The sequence below is a fragment of the Streptomyces sp. NBC_01465 genome (assembly GCF_036227325.1).
GTDB lineage: Bacteria > Actinomycetota > Actinomycetes > Streptomycetales > Streptomycetaceae > Streptomyces.
In genome coordinates this window covers 6,166,163-6,185,589 of the sequence record NZ_CP109467.1, presented here as the reverse complement: position 1 = coordinate 6,185,589, position 19,427 = coordinate 6,166,163, and the positions used below count along the sequence as shown (strand labels likewise).

Sequence of the window (19,427 nt, the reverse complement as noted above, 5' to 3'; positions counted from 1 at the left end):
TGCGGCTAAACCGCCGCCGCTCTCGCGGAGGTGGCTGAAGTCCGTCGTGGTTTCTCAATTGATGGTTACGGTCGTCACACGACAAAGGCCGGGGGGAACCCTTCGGCCCTCCCCCGGCCCAAGCCGGTGTTCAACACGTTGTCGGCAAACCCTGTCTCAGCGGACCTGGTCCACGTCGACGAGGTCGACGCGAATGCCGCGGCCGCCGATGGCGCCCACGACGGTACGCAGAGCGCGTGCGGTGCGGCCGTTGCGGCCGATCACCTTACCGAGGTCGTCGGGGTGGACCCGGACCTCGAGCACCCGTCCGCGACGCAAGGTGCGCGAGGCGACCTGTACGTCGTCGGGGTTGTCGACGATGCCCTTTACGAGGTGCTCGAGAGCCTCCTCGAGCATGATCAGGCCTCGGTCGACTCGGAGGCGGACTCGGCCGGGGCCTCGTCCGACTTCTTGTCAGCCTTCTTTGCCTTCGGGGTGATGGCCTCACCCTTCGGCTCGCCCTCTTCGATCGAAGCGGCGAACGCCTCGAACGCGGCGCGCTTGTCTTCCTTCGGCGCGGCGACGAGCAGCGGCGCGGGGGCCGGGAGGCCCTTGTGCGCCTGCCAGTCACCGGTGAGCTTCAGGATCGCCATGACCGGCTCGGTCGGCTGAGCGCCGACGGAGAGCCAGTACTGCGCACGCTCCGAGTTGACCTCGATGCGCGAGGGGTTCTGCACCGGGTGGTACAGACCGATCTCCTCGATGGCCCGGCCATCACGGCGGGTACGGGAGTCGGCGACGACGATGCGGTAGTGAGGCGAACGGATCTTGCCCAGACGCTTCAGCTTGATCTTGACTGCCACTGGAGTGGTGTCTCCTGGTCTTGACGTGGTTGGGCACAACGAGATGCCACGTGGGGTTGCGGTACTCGGGTGCCCGATGGACGCGTCAGCCGGAGGCGAGAGGGTCCTGCACGGCTGTCGAGTACAGCTGTCCATTGTGCCACACGCCTGCGGCGGGCGTGTCCGCCCCCTCCCTCCCCGGAAAAGGGGGGTCAGCCCGCCGCGGCCACCACTTCCGGGATCCGGAACGGTTTGCCGCATCCGCCGCAGACGATCGGCGCCTGCGCCAGTACGGAAGGAACGACCCGGACGTTGCGGCCGCAGTCGCAGACCGCCTTCACCCGCACCCCTCCGCCCGACGAACCGTGCCGGGCGGCAGGTCCGCGGAAGGAGCGCTTGGTGTCGGCGGCCGTCGCGACGGTGTGCGCCTTCAGCGCGCGCTGCAGCCGTTCGATCGTTGGCCGATAACGGCGCTTGGCCTCGGGATTGAGCGCGACCAGGGAGAAGCCGCTGCTGGCATGCGGCTCCTCGGGATGGTCGAGGCCCATTTCCTCGGCAATCGCCAGGAATCGTCGGTTGTGGTATCTGCCGGCGCGCGAGGTGTCGCGGACACCTCGGGCGGCGGCGATGCCGTGGACTGCCTCATGGAGCAGTCGCTCGAAGGAGAGCTCAGCGCCGCAGGCGGACGAGGACTCTCCGATCAGGGACTCGGGCGCGGCTAGATCTGGCAGCTCGGGGTGGTACCGCTGAATGTCGGCCCACGCCTGCGCCAGCTCTGCGGCGAGTACAGGTGGTGTCGTGCTCACGTCGTGACAACGAGCCGGAGGCCCCCAGTGTTCCTATTACGGGGCATCCCAAATAATTTGCACGTACCCGTCAGTTGCCATTGATGCGTCCTGACGAGGGCGGGTGCGCTGATCTGCGGAGAAGCCTCGCAGCTCCTATCAAGGTGGTGCGTAGGGGCGCGTACGCCCCGGCGCTTAGACACCCACCGGGCGCCGGGTCGCGGGACAACCCCTGGGGCGCAAGGGGCCTTTCGGCCGTAATGGCGACCGCGCTCACGGACACCACGACGGCGACGCTACCCGGAGCACCGTCCACGGCGCACACCGGCCGTACCGGGCAGGGGCATCCGGGGCGCACGCAAGCATTGCCCTTCGCCCTCTGGACTTGGGCACGGATGCGGAGTTGTCTGGCATACGGGGAGAGTGCGCGCACGCATGTACGGGGGGCTGTCAACCAGGGCACAGCCGACCTCTCGGCGGATTGGGGCGCTTTCGATGACACCTACGCTCGTCCGGCACCACACCGTCTCCCCGGAAGCGGGCGCTCGGGCCCGCGACTGGGCCGAGATACAGGAACGGATGCTGGTACCGCTCTACGAAGCGGTGTACGAGCGGCTGGAGGTGGGCCCTGCCACCCGGCTGCTCGGCCTCGGCTGCGGTTCCGGTCTCGCCCTGCTCGTCGCGGCTGCGCGGGGTGCGGCCGTCACAGGCGTGGACAGCCATGCCGAGCGCATCGCGCTGGCGCGGGAGCGGCTGCTCCCGGTGGACGGCCGGCCGGGGAAGGAGGCCGCGTCCACTCCGTACAACCTGATCACGGCCTTCGAGCCGATCGGCTGCGCGGCGGGCGACACGGAGGATCTCGTGCCCGCGCTCCGGGAGGCGGTCGGCCGCGCCGAGCGGGGCAGCCCGGTGGCCCTGACGGGCTGGGGTCCGCCCGAGCGATGCGCCACCTCGGCGGTGCTGCGGGTGGCCGCGCGGCTGACGGACACCGTACGGCGGCCGCTGCGGGACGACCTGGAGGAGATCGCGGCGCAGGCCGGGCTGAAGCCGGACGGCTCCGGCCGGGTGGCCTGCCCCTTCGGCTACGCGGACATGGACAGCGCGGTGCGGGGGCTGCTCTCGACCGGGCTCTTCGACGCGGCGGTCCGGGCGACGGACGGCTCACAGGTGGAGAAGGAGCTCACGGAGGCGCTCCATCCGCATGTGCGCAGGGACGGCACGGTCTGGATGGCGAACATCTTCCGGTACGTGATCGCCCGTATCCCCTAGACCGCGTCAGGCCTCGTCCTTCGTCATCCTGGTGATGCCGGCGGCCCGGTAGGCGTCGGCCTCCTCCAGCGTCTCGTTCTCCAGGAGCGCCCCGGCCAGCGCGTCCAACTGGCCGCGGTGCTCGCGCAGCAGGCGCTTCGCGTCCTCGTAGCAGTCGTCGACGATGCGCCGCATCTCCGCGTCGACCGCGTCCAGTGTCGCCGGGGCGGCCGAGAGACCGTACGCGCCCTGGGAGTCGTTGGGGATGGCGGTGAGGCGGCCGACCTTCTCGCTCATGCCCCAGCGGCCGACCATGCCGCGGGCCAGGTTGGTGACCTGCTCCAGGTCGTTCTCGGCGCCCGTGGTGATGACGTCGAAGACAACCTGCTCGGCAGCCATGCCGCCCAGCGCGCTGATGATCCGGGCGCGCAGATACTCCTCGGTGTACGCGTACTTGTCGGAGTCAGGGGTGGAGAGCGTGACGCCCAGCGCCCGGCCCCGCGGCACGATGGTGATCTTCCGGACCGGGTCGGATCCGGGGTGCAGCATGCCGAGCAGGGCGTGCCCGCTCTCGTGGTACGCGGTCCGGCGGCGCTCCTCCTCCGGCATCACCAGCGGCCGCTCCGCTCCGAGCTGGACCTTCTCCAGTGCGTCGGAGAGCTCCGACTGTCCGACGGTCTTCTCCTTGCGCTTGACCGCGAGCAGGGCCGCCTCGTTGGCGAGGTTGGCCAGCTCGGCGCCGGTCATCCCGGGTGTCGTACGGGCGACTTGGGCCAGGTCGACGTCCTCGGCGAGCGGGATCTGCCGGGTGTGGATCTTCAGGATCGCCTCGCGCCCGCCGCGGTCGGGCGGGCTGACCTGGACGACCCGGTCGAAACGGCCGGGCCGGGTGAGGGCCGGGTCGAGGACGTCGGCGCGGTTGGTGGCGGCGATGACGACGACGCCCTCCGAGCCGGAGAAACCGTCCATCTCGGTGAGGATCTGGTTGAGGGTCTGCTCGCGCTCGTCGTGGCCGCCCATGCCGGAGCCGCCGCCGCGCGCCCGCCCGATGGTGTCGATCTCGTCGATGAAGATGATCGCCGGGGCGACCTTGCGGGCCTCGGCGAAGAGTTCCCGTACGCGTGAGGCACCCACGCCCACGATCATCTCGATGAACTCCGAGGCGGATGCGGAGAAGAACGGCACGTCCGCCTCGCCCGCGACGGCCCGGGCGAGCAGCGTCTTTCCGGTGCCGGGAGGGCCGGCGAGGAGCACACCGCCCGGCATCCTGGCGCCCATCTCCCGGTAGTCCTGCGGGTTCTTGAGGAAGTCGACGACCTCCGCCAGCTCGCCCTCCACCTCGTCGATGCCCGCGACGTCCTCGAAGGTGGTCCGCTTCCCCGACTCCAGCGCGACCGGCTTGGGCGGGGCCTTGCGGCCGAGGCCGCCCATGCCGCCGCCCATCGCTGCGCCCATCCGCCGGGCGATGAAGATCCACAGGACGACGAGGAGCAGCATCGGGGCGAGCGAGATCAGCAGGTTGGAGAGGAAGCTGCGCTCCTGGACGACCGGGGTGGCCGTGACCGTGGCGCCGTCCTTGGCGAGGGCCGACCAGAGGTCGTCGTCGGCGAAGGAGGGGCGCTGGGTGGTGAACTTGGTGTAGTCGTCGCCGCCGTCGGGGTTCTTGGCGGACTTCTTGAGCTGGCCCTGGATCGCGTCGCCCTTGGCGTAGATCTTCTCGACGTTGTTCGCCTGGACCTGCTTGTTGAACTCCGTGTACGAGACGGTGGGCTCGTTGCCCGAGTCGAACAGGGACAGCACCAGGTTGGCGATCAAGTAGACGACGAGCGCCGTCAGGATCAGCCCGCCCCACCCGCCGGGCATCTTCTTCTTCGGCGGCGGGGGCGGCGGTGCGCCCTCCGAGCGCCAGGGCTGGTCCGGACTGTCGCGGGGCGGTACGGGCGTGGGAGTGCTCACGTCGCGACCGTACTGGAGATACGACACACCGGCACCAAATGGGTCATATAGGTATGAACAGCAACGAAAAAGCGGCCCGCACCCCGGTGATGGGGTGCGGGCCGCCTTTTCGTGTGCGTACGGGCTAGCCCATGAACTTCTTGAACTCGTCCGGGAGCTCGAAGTTCTGCGGGACCTGGGCGGCGCCCGGCTGACCGGCCGCGCCCTGCTCGCGGCGCTCGGCCGCGGCCTGCTCCTCGGCCTTGCGCTTCATCGGGTTGCCGCTCTTGCGCTTGCCCTTGGCCTGCTTGACCTGCTTCTTCTGCCGGCCCGGGCCGCCGCCCATGCCCGGCATCCCGGGCATGCCCGGCATTCCGCCGCCCTGGGCCATGCGCGCCATCATCTTGCGCGCCTCGAAGAACCGCTCGACCAGGCCCTTCACCGCGCTCACCTCGACGCCCGAACCACGGGCCACGCGCGCCCGGCGCGAGCCGTTGATGATCGTGGGGTCCTGGCGCTCGGCGGGGGTCATCGACTTGATGATCGCGGCGGTACGGTCCACGTCGCGCTCGTCGATGTTGGCGATCTGCTCCTTCATCTGCCCCATGCCGGGCAGCATCCCGAGCAGCTTGGACATGGAGCCCATCTTCCTGACCTGCTCCATCTGCGCCAGGAAGTCGTCGAGCGTGAAGTCCTTGCCGCCCTTGCTGCCCTGCAGCTTGGCGGCCATCTTCTCGGCCTCGTCCTGACTGAAGGTCTGTTCGGCCTTCTCGATCAGGCTGAGCATGTCGCCCATGCCGAGGATGCGGGACGCCATGCGGTCCGGGTGGAACGTGTCGAACTCGTCCAGCTTCTCGCCGTTGGAGGCGAACATGATCTGGCGGCCGGTGACGTGCGCGATCGAGAGGGCCGCACCACCGCGGGCGTCGCCGTCGAGCTTGGAGAGGACGACGCCGTCGAAGCCGACGCCGTCGCGGAAGGCCTCGGCGGTGTTGACCGCGTCCTGACCGATCATCGCGTCGACGACGAAGAGGACCTCGTCGGGGCTGACGGCGTCGCGGATGTCCGCGGCCTGCTGCATCAGCTCCTGGTCGATGCCGAGGCGGCCGGCGGTGTCGACCACGACCACGTCGTACTGCTTCGACTTGGCGTACTCGATGGAGTCCTGGGCGACCTTGACCGGGTCGCCGACGCCGTTGCCCGGCTCCGGGGCGTAGACGGCGACGCCCGCGCGCTCGGCGACGACCGAGAGCTGGTTGACGGCGTTGGGGCGCTGGAGGTCACAGGCGACGAGCAGGGGCGCGTGGCCCTGGCTCTTCAGCCAGAGGCCGAGCTTTCCGGCGAGGGTCGTCTTACCGGCACCCTGCAGACCCGCGAGCATGATCACGGTCGGCGGGTTCTTGGCGAACCTGAGGCGACGGGTCTCGCCGCCGAGGATGCCGATGAGCTCCTCGTTGACGATCTTGACGACCTGCTGGGCGGGGTTCAGCGCCTGGGAGACCTCGGCACCGGCCGCGCGCTCCTTGACCTGCTTGATGAAGGCGCGGACGACGGGCAGTGCGACGTCGGCTTCGAGGAGCGCGATACGGATCTCGCGCGCGGTGGCGTCGATGTCCGCCTCGCTGAGGCGCCCTTTGCCCCGGAGGTTCTTGAATGTCGCTGCGAGGCGGTCGGAAAGGGTATCGAACACGGCGGTCGCGGATCCTCGGGTCGGGGGCGGATGGGCGTTGCCGTCCAGGGTATCCGGCCGCTGCGCGGAGCCGTTCCCCCCTGTGCGACTAATCCGTCGCCGCTCTCGCGGAGGTGGCTGGCGCGGGTGGGGGTTGCTCAATGGCCGCTTACGGTCCGTTCGGATGCGACACCGGGGAAAATCGAGCCCACATCAGCAAAATCAAGCCCCTCCGGCGATTGAGGAGCGGGGGTCCGGGGGCGGAGCCCCCGGAGGAGGCCCGCCCCCGGCGCCGTCAGCCGCGCAGCTCTGCCTCCAGACCCCGCGCCAGGCCCGCCGCTGCTTCCCCCGAAAGCGGCGCACCCTCGGCCCCGGTCACATAGAACGCGTCCACCGCATTCGCCCCCAGCGTCGACACATGCGCACTGCGCACCCGCACGCCCGCCCCCTCCAGCGCCCGCCCGATCCGGTGCAGCAGCCCCGGCGCATCCTGGGCCCTCACCTCGATCACCGTCGCCAGACGCGAGCCCGCCGCGGCCACCTTGACCCGTGGAGGCGGCGCCTGCACTCCCCTCCGGCGCGGGTACGCCGCCTCCCGTTCCGCCAGCTTCGCCCGGATGTCCAGGGATCCGTCCAGCGCCCGTACGAGATCCGCGCGCAGCCGCGCCGCCTGCGGCAGCGACCCGTACTCCGCCGCCACCCGCCAGCTCAGCAGCAGTACGTCTCCCGGGACGCCCAGCTCCCCCGGCAGTTCCACGGCCCGCAGATCCGCCGCCCGCACCGTCAGCCGGTGCAGCGCCAGGACCCCGGCCACCGCTGGCAGCACCCCGGGCTGGTCCGGCAGGGCGATCAGCAGTTCCACGCCCACCGGTTCGGGCCGCCCGTCCTCCTGCGGCGCCTCCGTCTGCGCGTGCAGCGCGAGGACCGGCTCCCCGGTCCGCAGCGCCTCGATCGCGAGCCGTTCCTGCTCCGCGCTGGGCGCGGCCGGCTCCGGCTCCTCGGGTGCGTCCCCCGCGAGCACCGCCCCGACCCGCTTCACCAGGTCCGCGACGAGCGAGCCCCGCCACGCCGACCACGCCGCGGGCCCGGTCGCCAGCGCGTCCGCCTCCGTCAGCGCGTGCAGCAGTTCCAGCGTCGATAAGGAACCCACCTCGTCGGCCACCGACCGCACCGTCGCCGGGTCGTCGAGGTCCCGCCGCGTCGCCGTCTCGATCAGCAGCAGATGGTGGCGTACCAGCGTCGACAGGACCGCGACCTCACCCGCGTCGAAGCCGATCCGCGCCGCCACGTCCCGTGCGATGACCTCCCCGGCCACGGAGTGGTCGCCGGGCCAGCCCTTCCCGATGTCGTGCAGCAGAGCAGCGACCAGGAGCAGGTCGGGCCGCCCGACCCGCCGCGTCAGCGACGAGGCGCGCACCGCCGCCTCGACCAGATGCCGGTCAACTGTCCATGTGTGTACGGGATTGCGCTGCGGCCTGCACCGCACCCGCTCCCAGTCGGGCAGCAGCTGGGTGATCAGCCCCTCCGCCTCCAGCGCCTCCCACACCGGAATGGTCGACTCCCCCGCGCCGAGCAGCGTCACCAGCTGCTCGCGCGCCTCGGCCGGCCACGGCACGGGCAGCGGCTTCACGGCGCCCGCGAGGCGACGTACCGCGTGCAGCGAGATCGGCAGCCCGGCCTGCGCGGCCGCCGCGGCGGCCCGCAGCGGAAGCACCGGGTCCTTCTCCGGCTTGGCGGTCCGTGCGAGGACCACCTCGCCCTCCAGCTCCACGACGCCCTCGGCGAGCGGGGTCCGCTCGGCCACCGGAGGCTTTCCGCCGAGCATCGTCCGCAGCCGGGGCCGCGCCGACCTCGCCTTCAGTACGCGATTGACCTCGCGCCAGGTGACGTCACTGGCGTACGACACCGTACGCGCGGCCTCGTACACCTGCCTCAGCAGTACGTCGGCGTCCAACAGCCCCAGTTCCGCGGCCACTTGGTCCTGCTCCTGCAGCGCGAGCCGGTCCGTCGCCCGCCCCGTCACCAGATGCAGTGCGTCGCGCGCGTCCATCAGCCGCCGCCGCGCCCCGTCGAGCCCCTCGCGCGGCGCGTCCGCGAGCCAGGAGGCCGCCACCGCCCGCAGGGCCGTCGCGTCGCGCAGCCCGCCGCGCGCCTCCTTCAGGTCGGGCTCGAGCAGGAACTGGAGCTCGCCCTGGCGCTCGGCCCGCTCCGTGCACAGTTCGTAGAGTTCCGGCAGCCGCTTGGGCGCCTGGTTGCGCCAGTCGGCGAGCACGGCCGTACGCAGGCCCGTCGTCAGCCCCAGGTCGCCCGCCACGTGCCGCGCGTCCAGCAGCCCCAGCTGCACCTTCAGATCGGAGCCCGCGGTCTTGCGGGCCTCGCCCGGAGTCCGTACGGAATGGTCCAGTGCGAGCCCCAGGTCCCACACCGGATACCAGACCCGGTCCGCGAGCGAGGCGATCGCGCCCGCGTCCGCGCTCCCGTCGTGCAGGAGCAACAGGTCCAGGTCGCTGCGCGGCGAGAGCTCCCCGCGCCCGTACCCGCCCACGGCCACCAGCGCCGCTCCCCGAACCCCTGCCGCCTCGGCGGCCGAGGTGAAGAGCGCCCCGATCCAGTCGTCGGTCAGCTTGCAGAGGGCAGAACGGCGCGGCGGCCCGGACTGCGCCTTCTCATTGAGGAGGCGCAGCCGGGCCGCCGCGTAACCGCTGGGTGCCGACTCCGGATGTTCAGGCTGGTCAGTCATCGCATCGATGCTCGTCACCCAGTAGTTCCTGTCTCTTGTCCTGCGCTCAGAGGGCGTCCGGGCCGCGTTCGCCGGTCCGTACCCGGACCGCCGTCTCGACCGGCACGCTCCATACCTTGCCGTCACCGATCTTGCCGGTTCGGGCGGCCTTCACCACGACATCGATCAGTTCTTCCGCGTCCGCGTCCTCGACGAGGACCTCGATGCGGATCTTCGGTACGAGGTCCACGGTGTACTCGGCGCCGCGGTAGACCTCGGTGTGGCCGCGCTGACGCCCGTACCCGCTGGCCTCGGTGACCGTGAGCCCCTGTACCCCGAAGGCCTGCAGGGCCTCCTTGATCTCGTCGAGCCGGTGCGGCTTCACCACTGCGGTGATGAGCTTCATGCGTCCACCTTCTTCGTCTGCTCGGCCGTGCCGGCCGCGGGCACTGCTGCCGTACGGGGGGCCGCGCCGCCGCCGGCGCCGCTGAAGTCGTAGGCGGTCTCGGCGTGTTCGGTCTGGTCGATGCCCGAGACCTCGACGTCCTCGGTGACCCGCATCCCGATCGTCTTGTCGAGCAGGAAGGCGAGGACCGCGGAGACGACCAGGGAGTACCCGAGGACCGAGAAGACACCGATGGCCTGGATGCCGAGCTGGTGGAAGCCGCCGCCGTAGAAGACACCGGCCACGTCCGACTGGACTCCGCCGGTGGCGAAGAAGCCGATCAGGAGCGAGCCGACGACACCGCCGACGAGGTGGACACCGACGACGTCGAGCGAGTCGTCGTATCCGAAGCGGAACTTGAGGCTGACGGCCATGGCGCAGAGGACACCGGCGATGGCGCCGACCGCGATCGCGCCGAGCGGGGAGACCGCACCGCCCGAGGGGGTGATGGCGACGAGTCCTGCGACCGCGCCGGAGGCTGCGCCGAGCGTGGTGAAGGAGCCGTGGCGGAGCTTCTCGTAGCCGAGCCAGGCGAGCATGGCGGCGGCGGTGGCGACCTGGGTGTTGACGAACATCACCGCGCCGACGCCGTCGTCGTTGCCCAGCCAGGAACCGGCGTTGAAGCCGAACCAGCCGAACCACAGAAGGGCGGCACCCAGCATCACCAGGGGGAGGCTGTGGGGGCGCATCGGGTCCTTCTTGAAGCCGACGCGCTTACCGATGACCAGGATCACGCCGAGGGCTGCCGCGCCGGCGTTGATGTGGACCGCGGTACCACCGGCGAAGTCGATGACGCCCTTCTTGAAGAGCCAGCCGTCGGAGGCCCAGACCCAGTGGGCCACGGGGAAGTAGACGACCGTGGCCCAGAGCGTGATGAACAGCGCCCAGGCGGTGAACTTGACGCGGTCGGCGAGCGCGCCGCTTATCAGGGCGGGCGTGATGATCGCGAACATCAGCTGGAAGACGGCGAAGACGTAGACCGGGATGGTGTATCCGGGCCAGAGCTCGGTCAGTCCGATGCCGCTGAGGCCGAAGTAGTCCTTGGTCCAGCCGAAGAAGCCGTTGCTGGCGCCGAAGGCGAGGCTGAAGCCGTAGAGCACCCAGAGGATCGTGACGATCCCGAGGCTGATGAAGCTCATCATCAGCATGTTCAGGGTGGACTTGACCCGGACCATGCCTCCGTAGAAGAAGGCCAGGCCCGGTGTCATGACCATCACCAGTGCGGAGCAGATGAGCATGAAGCCGGTGTTGGCCGAAGACAGCGTTGGGGCGTCTGCAGCAAGCGTCGTGATGCCTGGGGGCATCGGCGTCTCCTCGTCGTAGGTACGGCCTGTGCGGGCGAGCAGGTGCGAAAAGGGGTGGCCGGTTATGGACGATGAGGTTGGCGCAGCGCGGTTTCGGACGATGCCGCACGATGTTTCACCGCAGTGACGAAGCGGCGGGGCGTGTTACGCCCGGGTGAATTGCCGGATCGGCCCGGCCGCCCGCCGATACCCTGCGCACATCACAAACCGGCCGCGACGCCCACCCTTCGACCTGGCGTGGGGGAGCCGAGTCGGGCTGTACGGGGTGAGTGCCGCGGCCGGGGCCTGTGGGGCGGGAGTGGTGCGGGGACCGTACGCAGACCGCCTCAGACCGCTTCCGCGGTCTCGGGGAGGTGCTGGGCCATGAGCTCGGTCAGGTCGATCACTTCGGGTACGTCGCCGAAGTCGCGGACGGCGGTGTCGACCGTCTTGCGCAGCCTGGTGTTGACCCGCTCGGACCGTACGCGCCTGGCGATCTCCAGCGCCTTCCCGGCAAGCACCGTGGACTGCTCGGGTTCGCGCTTGAGCAGGTGGACGGTGGCCATGCCGATCAGATTCAGTGCGTACGAACGCTGGTGCTCGTCGTCCTTGCCGAAGAGCTCGACGGCGCGCTCCATGACCGGCTCTGCGAGCGAGGCGTACGTCGGGGAGCGGCCGGCGACATAGGCGAGGTCCCGGAAGGAGTGGGAGTTCTCGCCGTTGAGTTCGGCCTCGGAGAAGAAGCGGATCCAGTCGGGCTCGGGCTCGCCGTCGAACCCGGCGTCGGTGAAGGTGTCCTCGGCCATGCGCACGGCCCGTTTGCACTTGCTGGGCTGGCCCATGTTCGCGTACGCCCGTGCCTCCATCGCATACAGCATCGCCTGGGTGCGCGGGGTGGCGCAGTCGCGGCTGCCGTACTGGGCGAGGTGGATGAGTTCCAGGGCGTCGTCGGGGCGGCCGAGGTGGATCATCTGGCGGCTCATCGAGGACAGGACGTACGAACCGAGCGACTTGTCCCCGGCCTCCTTGGAGGCGTGCAGGGCCAGGACGAAGTACTTCTGGGCGGTGGGCTGCAGCCCCACGTCGTAGCTCATCCAGCCGGCCAGTTCGGCCAGTTCGGCCGCGCACTTGAAGAGGCGCTGGGCGGTGGCTTCGGGCTGCGGCTCCTGCAACAGGTCAGTCACTTCGTGGAGTTGGCCGACGACCGCCTTGCGGCGCAGACCGCCGCCGCACTGGGCGTCCCACTGGCGGAACATCGCGGTGGTGGACTCCAGGAGGTCCAGTTCGGGCCGGGAGAGGCGGGAGGGCCTGCGGGAGAGGGCCTGGGCGTCCAGGGAGGCGGGCTCACCGGCGGGCGAGGGCACCAGCCAGCGCTGCATCGGCTCGATGAGGGCGGGGCCGGCGGCCAGGGCGAGCGAGGTGCCGAGGAAACCGCGGCGCGCCAGCATCAGATCGCTGCGGGAGAACTCACTGAGCAGCGCCACGGTCTGCGGGCCCGCCCACGGCATGTCGACGCCGGAGACGGAGGGCGACTGGTGCGCGGTGCGCAGGCCGAGGTCCTCGATGGCGACGACGGAGCCGAAGCGCTCGGAGAAGAGCTCGGAGAGGATGCGCGGGATCGGCTCGCGCGGCTGCTCGCCGTCGAGCCAGCGCCGCACCCGGGAGGTGTCGGTGGAGATGTGGTGGGCGCCCATCTGCCGCGCCCGCCGGTTCACTTGGCGCGCGAGCTCGCCCTTCGACCAGCCGCTGCGCACGAACCATGAGCCCAACTGCTCGTTCGGGCGCTTGCCGGCCTGTGTGCCGCTCTCGCCGCTTTCGCCGCTGCCGCCCACTGGACTGCCCCCATCCCGCTGGATCCTCTGCGCGTCAGGCCCTCTGCCCGAGCCCTTCAAACCTCAACCCCTATCAGAATGCCGTGAGTTGAGGCCTCTGTCTGGAGCTTGCGCCCCCTGGAACAGGAAACCGGGTTGCCTCCGGCATACCCACGCGTGCACAACGACCCAGGGTTCGTGTACTGAAAGTAATCCTACGATCACCCCTCCCGCGAGGGCGATTCCAGAAACGCCACCATTCGCCACCCCTCCGAGTGAACTCGCCTGCCGCCAGGCGCGATTCACTTGACACGGGACGATCAGGAGCAGGCGGAGCGATGTGCGCCGGGGCGCGCAACTCGACCCGCACCACCCCACACGTCACTCCACGCCGTCGGGTCAGGGCCGTCGGCAACGGAGAGTCACCGTGGGGCTCCACGTCGTAACCACCGGCGCGTTCACCCGTTGGAGGGGGCATGGGCTTCACGATCGGCGGAATCCGGGGCACCAAAGAGACCCGGCCCGGCGTACGGCGCCGCGGCCGTATCGCGTCGGACTGCACAGCGGTGGCGGAGTACACCGGGCTGTGGGGCTGGGACGTGGCACCGGGAGCGAGGGCCGCGGCGGGCAACTGCTCCTGTGGAAGCGCTTCGTGTACGTCACCGGGCGCCCACCCCCTGGGCTTCGCCCCCGGCGTCCCGGCGGGCGCCACCCTCGACGAGGTCACGGCCGCCTGGTCGCAGACGCCCGGCGCCGCGGTGCTCCTGGCGGTCGGCCGCAGCTTCGACATCCTCGACCTCGCGGAGGCCGCGGGCCGCCGCGCCCTGGTCCGCATGGAGCGCATGGGGCTGCCGCTCGGCCCGGTGACGGTGACCCCGACGGGCCGCGCCCAGTTCTTCGTGGCCCCCGGCGCCGCGGCCGAACTCCCCCAACTGCTCTACCGCATGGGCTGGGACGACGCGGGCCTGGACCTGCAGGGCCTCGGCCCCGGCACACACATCACGGCCCCGCCCTCGGACCTGTCCGGCCTGGGCCCGGTCCGCTGGCTGCGCCCCCCGACCCTGGAAACGGCAGCGGGCCCCCCGCAGGCCCGCCTGCTCCTGGGCACGCTGGCGTACACGAGCCACCGTTCCGCAGCGGCCTGAAGCCGAAGGGGCCGCCACACCTGCGCACATTTCTTCACGCGCACCTCGCACGCTTCGCGGCTTCGGCGCGCTGCGCCGGACTCCGTCCGCCGACCCGACCCCCAAAGCCGGAGGGGCCCGCCACACCTGCACCGTGTGGCGGGCCCCTCCTCACGCACGTACGAGAACTCAGTCCCCGATCAACGCGTCCACGAACGCCTCCGGCTCGAACGGAGCCAGATCGTCCGCGCCCTCGCCCAGACCCACCAGCTTCACCGGTACGCCCAGCTCACGCTGCACCGCGATCACGATGCCGCCCTTCGCCGTCCCGTCCAGCTTCGTCAGCACAATGCCGGTGATGCTCACGACCTCCGCGAACACCCGCGCCTGCACCAGCCCGTTCTGACCTGTCGTGGCGTCCAGCACCAGCAGCACCTCGTCCAGCGGACCGTGCTTCTCCACGACCCGCTTGACCTTGCCCAGCTCGTCCATCAGCCCGGTCTTGGTGTGCAGCCGGCCCGCGGTGTCGATCAGTACGACGTCCGCACCCTCGGCGATGCCCTCCTTGACCGCGTCGAAGGCGATCGACGCCGGGTCGCCGCCCTCGGGGCCGCGTACCGTACGGGCGCCGACGCGGTCGCCCCAGGTCTGCAGCTGGTCGGCTGCGGCGGCGCGGAAGGTGTCGGCCGCGCCGAGCACCACGCTGCGTCCGTCCGCGACCAGGACGCGGGCGAGCTTGCCGGTGGTGGTGGTCTTGCCGGTGCCGTTGACGCCGACGACCATCACGACACCGGGGGTGTCGACACCGCTCTCGGTCTTGACCGCGCGGTCGAAGTCCGTGCCGAGCAGCTTCAGCAGCTCCTCGCGGAGCAGGGCGCGCAGGTCTTCGGGCGTACGGGTACCGAGCACCCGGACCCGCTCACGCAGCGCGTCGACCAGCTCCTGGGTGGGCGCGACACCGACGTCCGCGGTGAGCAGGGTGTCCTCGATCTCCTCCCAGGTTTCCTCGTCGAGGTTGTCGCGGGACAGGAGCGTGAGCAGCCCCTTGCCGAGCGAGTTCTGCGAGCGGGCGAGCCGGGCGCGCAGCCGCACCAGGCGGCCCGCGGTCGGCTCGGGGACGTCGATCTCGGCGGCGGGCGGCGCCGCGACGACCGGGTCCTCGACGGCTGCGGGCTCCGCGACGGCCTCGTCGGCCGAGCCGGGAAGTTCGACCTCCTCGATCGTCCGGCGCGGCTCGTCGCGCGGCGGTGCCGCGTCCTCGCCGACCTGCGGTTCGGCGGGCGGGGCGGTGATGGTCGGCGCGGAGGGCGGGGCCGGGGGCAGCTGCTTCTTCTTGCGGCTGCTGACCACGAGCCCGCTGATCGCGCCGACGGCGACCAGGGCGATGACTACAACAAGGATGAGGATTTCCATAACCCGTCCAGTATCGACCATGCCCCGCCGACACCGGGTCTTTGTAGCTTCCACCAAAGGACATAGGCACATCTAGGCCATATGACGTATTAAACTACGATGGAGCCGGCCCTATCAACGCGCGTAGAGTCCAAAGCGATCACCCCCCACCGGCTCAACGCGGAGCCGAGCGAGAGGCATGGACCCCCACACCATGAGCACCACCGCCACCGAATCCGAAGGCGCACTCGAGACCCGCGGTCTCGAACCCGTGCCGGACAACGAGCGCACCGGTCGCGTCCGTGACCTCTTCCCCACCTGGGTCGCCGCGAACATCAGTGTGCTGCTGCTCACCATGGGCGCGAGCCTCGTGGCGATCAACCACCTGAACTTCTGGCAGGCGCTCATCGTGGCGATCGCCGCGCCGATAGTCAGTTACGGGCTGGTCGGCCTGATCTCCATCGCGGGCAAGCGCGGCGGCGCCCCCGGCATGGCACTCTCGCGCGCCGTATTCGGCCAGCGCGGCAATCTGCTCCCCGGCTCGCTGATCTGGGTCGCCCGCTGGGGCTGGGAGACCATCAACGCGGTGACCGGTGCGTACGCCCTGCTCACCGTGCTCGACATCTGCTTCGGCATCAAGAGCAACAAGTTCCTGATCGTCGTCACGCTGCTGCTCTTCGTGGTCGTCACCTTCGCGATCTCGGGCCTGGGCATCAACGCCGTCCAGAAGTGCAACAAGTACGCGACGTACTTCTTCGGCGTCTTCTCTCTCCTGGTCCTCGGCTACCTCATCGCCACCACCGACTGGTCCGCGGTCTTCGACCGGCCCGCCGGCAAGACGGCCCTGGTGGTCGCGGGCATCGGCACCATCGCCGCGGGCGGCGTCAGCTGGATCCCCGCCGCCCCCGACTTCACCCGCTACCTGCCCCGTACCGCCTCCGCCAAGGCGATGGTCGGCAACTCCATCGGCGGCGCCGGCATCGTCGTCCTGCCGATGGTCCTGATGGGCGCGGTCATGGCGGTCTCCACCCCGGACCTGGCCAGCGCCGCCGACCCGGTCTCCTTCCTCGGCGACCTGCTGCCGATGTGGATCGCCGTCCCGTACCTGCTGATCGCCCTGGTCGGCATGCTGCTGATCAACGCGATGTCGATGTACTCGGCCGGATTCACCGCACAGACCCTCGGCTTCAAGGTCCCGCGCCACTGGGCGGTCTCCATCAACGCGGCGATCTCGCTGATCTTCGGCGGCATCCTGATGCTCGCGGCGACCGGCTTCATGGGCAACTTCATCTCCTTCCTCTCGCTCCTCGCGGTCGCCTTCTCCGCCTGGGTCGGCGTCTTCGGCGCGGACATGCTGAGCCGCAAGGAGTACGACGGCAAGGCGCTGCTCGACACCACGCGCACCAGCGCCTACTGGTACAAGGCCGGCTTCAACCCGCCCGCGGTCATCGCCTGGGCCGTCGGCCTCGTCGCCGGTCTGCTCTTCACCACCAGCCAGTGGTTCACCGGACCGCTCGCCTCCAACAACCCCATCGGCGAGTACGGCCTCGGCTGGGTGGCGACCATCGTCATCTCCGGCCTGCTCTACCTGGCCCTCCCCAAGCCGAAGCCCGCCGCACCCCAGGGCGCGTCCGAGGCCGGAGAGGCCGAGGAGCCCGAGCCTCTGGCCGTCTGACGCTGCGTCAGCTACTGTCCCCCTTCGCCAACTCCCACCCGGCGAAGGGGGACTTTCCCGTCATGGCATTCTCAGTGGTCCGCTTCAACCTGGTCGATCCGGACGCCACCCCCGAGACTCTCTCCGCCCGCTATCGCGCCGCCCTGGACATGGCCGCGTACGCGGACACCCACGCGGTCGACACCCTGCAGACCGAGGAGCACCACGGAGCCGCCAACAACTGGCTGCCCTCCCCCCTCGCCTTCGCGGGCGCCATCTTCGGTGCGACCAAGCGCATAGCCGTCACCGTCTCCGCCGTCATCGGCCCCCTCTACGACCCGCTGCGCCTGGCTGAGGAGATCGCGGTCCTCGACCTCCTCAGCGCGGGCCGTCTCGTCACGGTCGCGGGCATCGGCTACCGGCCCGAGGAGTACGAGCAGATGGGCGTCGAGTGGGGCAGGCGCGGCAAGCTGCAGGACGAGCTCCTGGAGACGATCCTGCAGGCCTGGACGGGCGAGCCCTTCGAGTTCCGCGGCCGTACGGTACGGGTCACCCCGCGCCCCTTCACCCAGCCGCACCCGCTCCTGCTGGTCGGCGGCTCCTCCAAGGCGGCGGCCCGCCGCGCCGCCCGCCTCGGTCTGCCGTTCTTCCCCAGCGCGCACATGCCGGACCTGGAGGCGTACTACAACGAGCAGCTCGCCGCGCACGGCACCGAGGGCTTCTGCATGATGCCGACGGCCGAGATCCCGCTGCTGCACGTCTCCGAGGACCCGGACCGGGCGTGGGCGACGTACGGCAAGCACTTCCTCCACGAGGCGAAGATGTACGCCTCCTGGCAGTCCAAGGACATCAAGTCGGCGGTGCGTTCCGGCGCGGGCACGGTCGAGGAGCTGCGCGCCGAGGGCGTGTACCGCATCGTCTCCCCCGACGAGTGTGTGGCGCTGGCCAACGAAGGGGGCGCGGAAAATCTCGTACTGCACCCGCTGTGCGGCGGCATGCCGGTGGAGGAGGGCTGGAGCAGCCTGCGCCTCTTCGCGGAAAAGGTGCTGCCCCGGCTCAAGTAGGCACTCGAACCGGGGCAGTTCCGTGGGTGAGGAGAGGGGCAGCGGGGGTTAGCCCATCTCCTCCAACGCCTTGCCCTTGGTCTCCTTCACGAACTTGAGCACGAAGGGGATCGAGAGCGCGGCGAAGGCTGCGTAGATGATGTACGAACCGGTGAGGCTCCAGTCCGAGAGGCTCGGGAAGCTCGCGGTGATGGCCCAGTTGGCGATCCACTGCGCGGCGGCAGCGACACCGAGCGCGGCGGCGCGGATCTTGTTCGGGAACATCTCGCCGAGGAAGACCCAGACCACGACACCCCACGAGAGGGCGAAGAAGAGCACGAAGGTGTGGGCCGCGACGAGCGCGATGACACCCTGGGTGTTCGGGAGCTTGCCGTCCACGAGGTCGTAGCTGAAGGCCCAGGCGGTGACGGCCAGCGCGACCGCCATACCGGCCGAACCGACGAGCGCGAGCGGCTTTCGGCCGACCCGGTCCACCAGGTACATCGCGATGACGGTACCGATGATGTTCACGATCGACGTGGTGAACGAGTAGAAGAACGAGTCGGACGGGTCGATGCCGACGGACTGCCACAGCGTCGAGGAGTAGTAGAACGCGACGTTGATGCCGACGAACTGCTGGAAGACCGAGAGGCCGATGCCGATCCAGACGATCGGCAGGAACAGGAAGCTGCCGCCGAGCAGGTCCTTGAACGTCGACTTGTGCTCGCTGCGCATCGCGTGCTCGATCTCGGCGACGCGGGCGTCCAGGTCGGCGTCCTTGCCCTCGACCTCGGTGAGGATCTTCTTGGCCTCGTCGCTCTTGCCGACCGAGATCAGGTAGCGCGGGGACTCGGGGATGACGAACGAGAACAGACCGTAGACGGCGGCCGGGATGACCATGATCCCGAGCATGACCTGCCAGGCCTCGAGGCCCATGAGCTTGCCCCGGTCGTCGCCGCCGGCCCAGTTGAGGAGCCCCCAGTTGACCAGCTGCGAAATGGCGATGCCGATGACGATGCCGGCCTGCTGGAAGGATCCGAGCCGTCCGCGGTACTCCTTCGGTGCGACCTCGGCGATGTACGCCGGGCCGATCACCGAGGCCATGCCGATGCCGATGCCGCCGAACACACGCCACATGGCGAGGTCCCAGAGGGCGAAGGGCAGCGCGGAACCGATCGCGCTGATGAAGAAGAGGACGGCGGCGATCTGCATGACGCGGATACGGCCGATGCGGTCGGCGATACGGCCCGCGATGGCCGCACCGATGGCCGCACCCAGCAGGCCGATGGCGATGACCTGCCCCAGCGCGCCGGAACCGATGTCGTACTTGTCCGCGATCGCGCCGACGGCGCCGTTGATCACGGCGCTGTCGTAGCCGAAGAGGAATCCGCCCATCGCAGCGGCGGCGGTGATGAAGATGACGCGCCCGAGATGCTCCGGCCGGCCCTGGTGGGCTCCGGGCGACGACGCCTGCGCTGTGGTCACGTTGACTCCTGGG

Annotated in this window: 15 protein-coding genes; 4 read left to right on the top strand and 11 right to left on the bottom strand. The window is 70.1% G+C overall.

Features of this window, described 5'->3' with window-relative positions; translation table 11 throughout:
• Window positions 1-156: 156 nt before the first annotated feature.
• The 3 genes from OG707_RS29225 to OG707_RS29215 form a co-directional block, all read right to left on the bottom strand.
• The gene (locus OG707_RS29225; RefSeq protein ID WP_003980229.1) at window positions 157-396 is read right to left on the bottom strand and encodes an RNA-binding protein; all 240 of its coding nucleotides are present in this window, start codon (window positions 394-396) and stop codon (window positions 157-159) included.
• A gap of 2 nt (window positions 397-398) precedes the next feature.
• The gene (gene rpsP, locus OG707_RS29220) at window positions 399-842 is read right to left on the bottom strand and encodes a 30S ribosomal protein S16 (protein WP_329123488.1); all 444 of its coding nucleotides are present in this window, start codon (window positions 840-842) and stop codon (window positions 399-401) included.
• 191 nt (window positions 843-1,033) lie between these two features.
• A complete protein-coding gene (locus OG707_RS29215; protein WP_329123486.1) occupies window positions 1,034-1,627 on the bottom strand; it encodes a hypothetical protein in 594 nt (197 codons plus the stop codon).
• Window positions 1,628-2,101: 474 nt separating this feature from the next.
• Between OG707_RS29215 and OG707_RS29210 the strand changes: the two genes are divergently transcribed.
• Window positions 2,102-2,875, top strand: a complete 774-nt coding sequence (locus tag OG707_RS29210; RefSeq protein WP_329123484.1) for an SAM-dependent methyltransferase — start codon at window positions 2,102-2,104, stop codon at window positions 2,873-2,875.
• A 6-nt stretch (window positions 2,876-2,881) separates the two neighbouring features.
• Here OG707_RS29210 and ftsH read toward each other — a convergent pair whose 3' ends face one another.
• The 6 genes from ftsH to nsdA all read right to left on the bottom strand — a co-directional run bounded on the left by ftsH (window position 2,882) and on the right by nsdA (window position 12,737).
• Entirely contained in the window at window positions 2,882-4,810 is a 1,929-nt protein-coding gene (ftsH, locus tag OG707_RS29205; RefSeq protein ID WP_329123482.1) for an ATP-dependent zinc metalloprotease FtsH, read from the bottom strand.
• A gap of 124 nt (window positions 4,811-4,934) precedes the next feature.
• Entirely contained in the window at window positions 4,935-6,479 is a 1,545-nt protein-coding gene (gene ffh / locus OG707_RS29200; RefSeq protein WP_329123480.1) for a signal recognition particle protein, read from the bottom strand.
• 274 nt (window positions 6,480-6,753) lie between these two features.
• A complete protein-coding gene (locus OG707_RS29195) occupies window positions 6,754-9,198 on the bottom strand; it encodes a [protein-PII] uridylyltransferase (RefSeq protein ID WP_329123478.1) in 2,445 nt (814 codons plus the stop codon).
• A gap of 46 nt (window positions 9,199-9,244) precedes the next feature.
• Window positions 9,245-9,583, bottom strand: coding sequence for a P-II family nitrogen regulator (locus tag OG707_RS29190; RefSeq protein ID WP_206961063.1), 339 nt, complete (start codon window positions 9,581-9,583; stop codon window positions 9,245-9,247).
• The gene (locus OG707_RS29185) at window positions 9,580-10,926 is read right to left on the bottom strand and encodes an ammonium transporter (RefSeq protein WP_329123475.1); all 1,347 of its coding nucleotides are present in this window, start codon (window positions 10,924-10,926) and stop codon (window positions 9,580-9,582) included. The genes OG707_RS29190 and OG707_RS29185 overlap by 4 nt, the downstream gene beginning before the upstream one ends.
• Window positions 10,927-11,252: 326 nt before the next feature.
• Window positions 11,253-12,737 carry a transcriptional repressor NsdA gene (gene nsdA / locus OG707_RS29180; protein WP_329123473.1) on the bottom strand — a complete coding sequence of 495 codons (1,485 nt, stop codon included), beginning with the start codon at window positions 12,735-12,737 and terminating at the stop codon, window positions 11,253-11,255.
• Between the two features lie 455 nt (window positions 12,738-13,192).
• Here nsdA and OG707_RS29175 point away from each other — a divergent pair, with 455 nt between their 5' ends.
• A complete protein-coding gene (locus OG707_RS29175) occupies window positions 13,193-13,861 on the top strand; it encodes a bifunctional DNA primase/polymerase (protein WP_329123472.1) in 669 nt (222 codons plus the stop codon).
• A 168-nt stretch (window positions 13,862-14,029) separates the two neighbouring features.
• Here the strand turns inward: OG707_RS29175 and ftsY are convergent, their stop codons facing one another.
• On the bottom strand, window positions 14,030-15,253 hold the full coding sequence (ftsY, locus tag OG707_RS29170) for a signal recognition particle-docking protein FtsY (RefSeq protein ID WP_329123470.1): 1,224 nt from the start codon (window positions 15,251-15,253) through the stop codon (window positions 14,030-14,032).
• A 193-nt stretch (window positions 15,254-15,446) separates the two neighbouring features.
• Between ftsY and OG707_RS29165 the strand changes: the two genes are divergently transcribed.
• A complete protein-coding gene (locus OG707_RS29165; protein ID WP_329123468.1) occupies window positions 15,447-16,907 on the top strand; it encodes a cytosine permease in 1,461 nt (486 codons plus the stop codon).
• A gap of 62 nt (window positions 16,908-16,969) precedes the next feature.
• Complete coding sequence (locus tag OG707_RS29160; RefSeq protein ID WP_329123466.1) at window positions 16,970-17,950, top strand: LLM class flavin-dependent oxidoreductase; 981 nt, start codon at window positions 16,970-16,972, stop codon at window positions 17,948-17,950.
• A gap of 48 nt (window positions 17,951-17,998) precedes the next feature.
• Here OG707_RS29160 and OG707_RS29155 read toward each other — a convergent pair whose 3' ends face one another.
• The gene (locus OG707_RS29155; protein WP_329123464.1) at window positions 17,999-19,414 is read right to left on the bottom strand and encodes a sugar porter family MFS transporter; all 1,416 of its coding nucleotides are present in this window, start codon (window positions 19,412-19,414) and stop codon (window positions 17,999-18,001) included.
• Between the last annotated feature and the right edge of the window lie 13 nt (window positions 19,415-19,427).